At 73.7% G+C, this 6,252-nt stretch carries 6 protein-coding genes; 3 read left to right on the top strand and 3 right to left on the bottom strand.

Going from position 1 to position 6,252, the window contains the following annotated elements; translation table 11 throughout:
• Window positions 1-142: 142 nt before the first annotated feature.
• From ACFV61_RS33420 to ACFV61_RS33410, 3 genes are all read right to left on the bottom strand, one after another.
• Complete coding sequence (locus ACFV61_RS33420; protein WP_380495808.1) at window positions 143-1,969, bottom strand: Ig domain-containing protein; 1,827 nt, start codon at window positions 1,967-1,969, stop codon at window positions 143-145.
• Window positions 1,970-2,461: 492 nt separating this feature from the next.
• Complete coding sequence (locus ACFV61_RS33415) at window positions 2,462-3,067, bottom strand: HAAS signaling domain-containing protein (protein WP_380495806.1); 606 nt, start codon at window positions 3,065-3,067, stop codon at window positions 2,462-2,464.
• Window positions 3,064-3,444, bottom strand: a complete 381-nt coding sequence (locus tag ACFV61_RS33410) for a PadR family transcriptional regulator (RefSeq protein WP_363377112.1) — start codon at window positions 3,442-3,444, stop codon at window positions 3,064-3,066. The genes ACFV61_RS33415 and ACFV61_RS33410 overlap by 4 nt, the downstream gene beginning before the upstream one ends.
• Before the next feature lie 243 nt (window positions 3,445-3,687).
• Between ACFV61_RS33410 and ACFV61_RS33405 the strand changes: the two genes are divergently transcribed.
• From ACFV61_RS33405 to ACFV61_RS33395, 3 genes are all read left to right on the top strand, one after another.
• Window positions 3,688-5,274 carry an alpha/beta hydrolase gene (locus ACFV61_RS33405; RefSeq protein ID WP_380495804.1) on the top strand — a complete coding sequence of 529 codons (1,587 nt, stop codon included), beginning with the start codon at window positions 3,688-3,690 and terminating at the stop codon, window positions 5,272-5,274.
• A gap of 16 nt (window positions 5,275-5,290) precedes the next feature.
• Complete coding sequence (locus ACFV61_RS33400; RefSeq protein ID WP_380495802.1) at window positions 5,291-5,950, top strand: DsbA family protein; 660 nt, start codon at window positions 5,291-5,293, stop codon at window positions 5,948-5,950.
• Between the two features lie 115 nt (window positions 5,951-6,065).
• Window positions 6,066-6,252, top strand: a 187-nt coding sequence (locus tag ACFV61_RS33395) for a hypothetical protein (protein WP_380495800.1), incomplete at its 3' end; no start/stop codon positions are given.

The following is a 6,252-nucleotide window of genomic DNA, read 5'->3' as shown; positions in this document are numbered from 1 at the left end:
CGCCCCGTCGACCCACAGCGGCCGGGGGCCGGGGGGGCGGGGGGCCGGTGCGGGGGGGCCGTGGTCGGAGGGGCGGGGGGGCCCGGGGGGCGCGGGGGGGGGCGCCCGCCCCGGCGGCGTCAGGGGCGTGGACGGGCGGCCGTCAGGAGACGGCCACGTCGTCGTAGTAGGTGTAGGTCGGGTCGCCCGGGTAGTTGTCGTCCACGTTGGTGAGGGTGAGCGTGTAGCTGTGCCCCGGGGTGACGGTGCCGGAGGCGGACTTCCAGCCGAGGCCGCTGGTGCAGGTCTTGGCGAGCACCGTGGTCGTGGTGTTGGTGGTGTTGTCCTTGAGCGTGGCGGTCGCCCAGTCGTAGGTGACGGTGTCCGGGCAGGTGACGTCGTACCAGAAGGCGACCTTGCTGCTGCCGGTCGGGGCGGTGAAGGTCTGGCTGGCCGTGGACGTGGTGGTGGGGCCGGTGGAGCCGAGCATGGCGCCGTAGCCGCCGGTGTGCTTGGCGGCGCTGGAGGCGGCGGCGCTGCCGGTGGAGGCCCAGCCGCTCAGGGTGCCGGTCTCGAAGCCGCCGTTGGTGAGGCCGCCGCCGCCCGCGGAGGTGACGGTCCAGCCGAAGGCGGCGGAACCGGAGGCGCCGGTGGCGTCCTTGGCGGTGACCGTGACGCTCGCCGTGCCGGCGGTGGTCGGGGTGCCGCTGATCAGGCCGGAGGCGGAGATGGACAGGCCGGCCGGCAGGCCGCTCGCCGTGTAGGTGAGGGTCTGGCCGGAGGCGCTGTCGGTCGCCGCGATCTGCAGGCTGACGGCCTTGCCGGTGGTGCCGGCCTGGGCGCCCGGGTTGGTGACGGTGACGGTGTTGCCGGTCGTGCCGCCGACGATCGGGTGGGACATCTCGCAGCCGCCCGCACCGCTGTTGAAGTCGTTCGCCCAGGTCGACTGCATGGCGAAGCTGCCGGTGGTGAAGCCGACGTTCGCCGAGGCGCCCTGGCCGCTGCTGACCCAGGCGCACTTGTCGCCGTTCTCGGCGCCGCTGCTGTCGGTCCAGCCGCCGGCCGGGTTCTGGTCGGTGATGGTCTCGGCGTACTCGTGGCCCTCGACGATGGTGACGCCGTCCAGGGTGCCGGCCGTCCCCGCGTTGACGAAGCCCTGGCCGCAGCCGGAGCCCGCGTCGGTCACGTACGGCAGGTTGGTGAAGGCGAGTTCGCCGTACGGGGAGGAGACGGCGCCGCCGGTGAGCGTGGTGTCGCCGGTGTAGTCGTGCCAGGCGCAGAAGTTGCCGGACGCGGTGTTGAAGCCGTCGGGGGTGGTGCCGGTGGGGGAGACGACGACGTACTGGTCGTTCCGGTTGGCCGCGGCCGTGGTGTTGCCGAAGTGGCCGGACGCCTTGACCGCCTCGGCTCCGATCTGGTTGCCGGTCGCGGAGGCGGGCGCCGCGGCGGAGGTGTCCACCCAGACGCCGGCGAGCGCGCCGCCGGTGGGGTAGGCGACGTGCGCGGAGTTGCCCGGGCAGGTCTGGGAGCCGGCGGCGACGCCCTCGCAGTACTGCGTCATGACGCCGGACCAGAGCTCGCTGCCCGCGCCGATGCCCTTGAACAGCTGCTGGAGGCGCGGGGCCATGCCCTTGGCGTCGCCGCTGAGCGTGGTGTTGCCGTTGGCGTCGGTGCCGGAGCTGCCCCACTGGGAGCCCCAGAACACCAGGTAGACGTGCTCCGGTCCGGTGGTCACGCCGATGCTCGGACTACCCGCCCCGCCACCGTAGTTGAGGTTGTTGGCGGAGGTGGCGTTCGGTGCGGCCTGGTGGCCGCGCAGCGGGACGGCGCCGTGCCGGTACGGGTGGTTCGCCGACGCCGCGGGGTGCGCGGCGTCGTCGGGCTGCGCCTGGGCGGGTGCCGCGGTGAAGCCGGCCGCCGCGAGGGCGAGCGCGGCGACGCCGGTGAGCGCCGCCCGTCCGGCGAGACGGAACGTGGGGGTTCGGCCCATGTGAGGGTTGCCTCTCTCATGCCGACCGCCCGGGCACCGGTGGGTGACGGGTGGTCGCGAAGGACAGGGAGAGGCCGGAGGCGGTGGAACGCCTGGATGACCCGCCGCACAACGGATCACCGGGGGGAAACAGGCCCGCCTCGGCCGCCGAGAAGCAAAGCAGCCGCCGGAGAACGGGGTCAACGAGCCTGACGGTAAAGTGAGTTGCCTTGATTCCCGCGTAATGGAAAAGCCCCCAGACGGAGGGGGCGGCGGTTCGGGTTCCCCAGGTCCGCACACTGTATGCGGGTTTTCGTTAACCGTATGAACGGCCTTGGCCGAAAAGGGATTTGATGGTGAGAAACAGGTAAGACATTAGCCGCCGGGCAGAGGCGCGCGCAAGCGCGAGCCTCCGACGTGCGGAGGCCGCCCCCCCCCCCTTGTACATGGGGGCGGCCTCCGGCATCACCAGGGGGGGCCGGCGAAACGTCAGTGTTCTTTGGTGAAGCCGGTTCAGGCCATGAGTGCGGCGTTGCGCAGCCGGGCGGCGGAGCGGGCCAGGAGGAACGCCGCGAGCAGGGCGGGGCAGAAGCCCACCACGCAGGCGGCGAGGACGGCGGTCGCGGTCAGGCCGAACGGGGACACGACGGCGGCGGCGATGCCGGCCAGCGGAGTGACCAGGACGGGGGAGAGCAGCAGCAGGGCTGCCAGCCGCTTCTCCCGGCGGCTCCACTGCGTGGACCGCCACACCCTGCTCGCGGCGATGACGGCGGCGGCCAGTGCGAGCGGGGGCCCGATGGCCGGGACGAACGACAGCGGAACCGGCAGCACCGCGAAGACCAGGGTGCGGGCGGTGCGGCCGCGGCTCTCCGGCTCCGGTCGGGTGCCGCCCTCCTCGTCGAGCGCGGCGTCGGCGATCCGCCGGGGGCTGCCCAGCTGCTCCAGGACCCGCCGGACGGCGGCCTCGTCGGCGGGGTCGCACTCGGCGAGCGAGACCTCGATGTGCTCGCGCAGGTCCGCGAGCAGTTCGCGGCGGCGAGGCTCGGGCAGCGGAGCGGTGTACCGGGCGACCGCGGCCAGGTGGGTGCGGACCAGGGGGTGCTCGATGGGGTTGTTCACGGGTTCTCTCCCGGGGCCAGGACGTGGTCGACGGTTTCGCGGAAGGCGGGCCACAGCGTGGCGAACTCCTCCAGTGCGCTGCGGCCGGTGTCGGTGAGGGTGTAGTACCGGCGGGACGGGCCGCTGGCCGAGTCGCGCAGGAAGGTGTCGGCGAGGCCGGCCCGGCGCAGCCGGGACAGCAGGGGGTAGATGGTGCCCTGGCTGGTCGCCAGCATCGGGAACCGGCCGAGCTCCTGCAACAGCTCCACCCCGTACCGGGGGCCGTCCCGCAGCAGCGCCAGGACGCAGTACTCCAGTACGCCCTTGCGCAGTTGCGTCGCCACCGGCCCGTCGGCCGTACCGGCGTCGCCGTCGTGGTGTGTGATGCCAGGTACCATGCGATGCAAGATAGCATGCGACGCCAGGTAGTGGGCGGTCCGGACGAGGGCCACGGGAGCGACCTCACCCGGACGGCGGGTGGCAGCCGGACCGCCGCACGCCCCTCCACCGGCCCTTCCGGCGGGCGCAGTCGCACCACCGCCCCTAGGGTCTGTGGTGCGTTGACCGTGCCGAGCGCCGGGGCGTACGCCGCCCCGCCGTCCGCCGGGGCGCGCCCGGCAACCCGAGAGGTGGACCGCTCCATGCACACCGTCGTCCGCGGCGCCGGCGCTTTCGGCCTGGCCGCGCTGCTGCTCGCCTGTGCCGCCGGCTGCCAGGGCGACGCCCGCTCCGCCGTCGAGCCCGCGCCGACCTCCCCGGCCGGCTCGCCCGGCTCACCCGCCGCGTCCGCGACCGGACTCGCGGCCCAGCAGCTCGACTGGCAGGCCTGCCCGGCCCCCAGCCCCGCGCAGGGCAGCGGCACCGCGCCCGCCGGTGACTGGCAGTGCGCCACCCTCAAGGCGCCGCTGGACCACGGCAAGCCGGACGGCGAGACCATCGACCTGGCCATGATCCGGAGCCGGGCGAAGGACGAGAAGCACCGGATCGGCTCGCTGCTGTTCAACTTCGGCGGCCCCGGCGCCTCCGGCGTCGCCACGCTGCCCGCCCTCGCCGCCGACTACGCCTCCCTCAACGCCCGCTACGACCTGGTGAGTTTCGACCCCCGCGGGGTCGGCGCCAGCGCCGGGGTGAGCTGCCTGGACGACAAGGCGATGGACGTCAGCCTGGCAATCGACAACACCCCCGGGACCCCCGACGCGGTGAAGGCGCTGGACACCAGCAACGCGCAGTTCACCGCCGCCTGCGAGCACAACTCCGGTCCGGTGCTGCCCTACGTGGACACCGAGAGTGCCGCCCGCGACCTCGACCTGATGCGGCAGGTGCTCGGCGACCAGAAGCTCTTCTACTTCGGCATCAGCTACGGCACCCAGCTCGGCGGCGTCTACGCGCACCTGTTCCCGCAGGAGGTCGGCCGGATCGTCCTGGACTCGGTCGTCGACCCGACGAAGGACCCGCAGCAGTCCGCGCTCGGCCAGGCCAAGGGCTTCCAGCTCGCCTTCGACAACTTCATGAAGGCCTGCGCCGCCGAGGAGGCCGCCGTCTGCCCGACGGGTGCCGGCGGCGTCGAGGGCACGGCGGCGGTCACGGCGCTGCTCCAGAAGCTGGAGCAGTCCCCGCTGCCCACCACCAGCGGGCGGCAGCTCACCGAGACCCTGGCCGTCACCGGCATCGCCGCCGCCCTGTACAGCGAGGAGACCTGGCCCGTCCTGGCCGCCGGGCTCACCGAGGCGATGCAGCAGGGCACCGGCAACACACTGCTCCAGCTCTCCGACGCGATGTTCGGGCGCGACCCGCAGGGGCGCTACACCAACCTGAGCGCCGCCAACCGGGCGATCAACTGCGTGGACGCCCGGCAGCGCTACTCCGACCAGGACGTCGAACAGCAGCTGCCGCAGTTCCGCGACGCCTCCCCGGTGTTCGGCCCCTACTCCGCCTGGGGCCTGACGAGCTGCACCGGCTGGCCGGTGCAGGGCAAGGCCGACCACCCGGACGTCTCGGCCGCCGGCGCGGCCCCGATCGTGGTGGTCGGCACCACCGGCGACCCGGCCACCCCGGTCGAGGGCGCCCACGCGATGGCGCAGCAGCTCGGCCCGGGCGTCGGCATCAACGTCACCCTCCAGGGCGAGGGCCACGGCGGCTACAACACCGGCGACCCGTGCCTGAAGCAGGCCGTGGACGCCTACCTGCTGGATGGCACCGTGCCGGCCGACGGGAAGACCTGCAGCTGAGAAGTGGCCCACCGCAATGGTGATCGATTGGCCCTGGAAAGCGGTCCACTCGGCGTCTAGGCTCTTCACCGTGACCACCAAAGTCGATTTCTACTTCGATCCGATCTGCCCGTTCGCCTGGATCACCTCCCGGTGGATCCGTGTGGTCGAGCGCCACCGCGAGCTCGACCTCACCTTCCGGGTGATGAGCCTGTCCGTCCTCAACGAGGGCCGCACCGACCTGCCCGAGCGCTACCAGCGCCTGATGACCACCGGCTGGGGCCCCGTCCGGGTCTGCATCGCCGCCGCCGAACAGCACGGCGAGCACGTGCTGCGCGACCTGTACACCGAACTCGGCACCCGCCTGCACGACCAGGACCGGCCCGCCGACGACGCCGTCATCCGGGAGGCCCTGGTCGCGGCCGGACTGCCGGAGGAGCTCGCCGCCGCGGCCGACAGCACGGCGTACGACGTCGCGCTGCGCAAGAGCCACCACGAGGGCATGGACCCGGTCGGCGAGGAGGTCGGCACGCCGACCATCCACGTCGACGGCGTCGCCTTCTTCGGCCCGGTGCTGAGCGCCATCCCGCGCGGCGAGGACGCCGTCCGGGTCTTCGACGGGGTGCGGCTGCTGGCCGGCTACCCGAACTTCTTCGAGCTCAAGCGGACCCGGACCGGCTCGCTCGACTTCTCCTGACGGCGCCGCCGGCCCCCGCGCCGGGGCCGGCCGGTTCGTCCTGGACCTCCCGTCCGGGCCCTTCTCGCCCCACCATGGAGAGGAGGGCCCGGCGGCGGAGAGGTGGTGGGCGTGGATGATCACCCGAATCCGGCTGCGCGCCGCCCGCCACCCCGCGACCCCGCCGCCCCCGGGCGGGGGCCCCGAGCGGCCCCGCGCCCCCGGCGGCCCCCCGCCCCCCCACCCCCCCCCCCCCGCCCTGCGCCGCTGGCTGCTGCCCCGCGCCGGCCAGGTGTCCCAGCTGCAGCGCATCCTGTTATCGC

Origin of the sequence: Kitasatospora sp. NPDC059817, assembly GCF_042731835.1 — a bacterium.
Taxonomy (GTDB): Bacteria; Actinomycetota; Actinomycetes; order Streptomycetales; family Streptomycetaceae; genus Kitasatospora.
Note: the sequence above shows the minus strand (reverse complement) of the source record. Positions and strands in the feature narration are given on the sequence as shown.

Coding starts and splice junctions, on each gene's coding strand:
- ACFV61_RS33420 (WP_380495808.1), bottom strand. CDS start 1,969: ATGGGCCGAACCCCCACGTTCCGTCTCGCCGGACGGGCGGCGCTCACC.
- ACFV61_RS33410 (WP_363377112.1), bottom strand. CDS start 3,444: ATGGTACCTGGCATCACACACCACGACGGCGACGCCGGTACGGCCGAC.
- ACFV61_RS33405 (WP_380495804.1), top strand. CDS start 3,688: ATGCACACCGTCGTCCGCGGCGCCGGCGCTTTCGGCCTGGCCGCGCTG.
- ACFV61_RS33400 (WP_380495802.1), top strand. CDS start 5,291: ATGGTGATCGATTGGCCCTGGAAAGCGGTCCACTCGGCGTCTAGGCTC.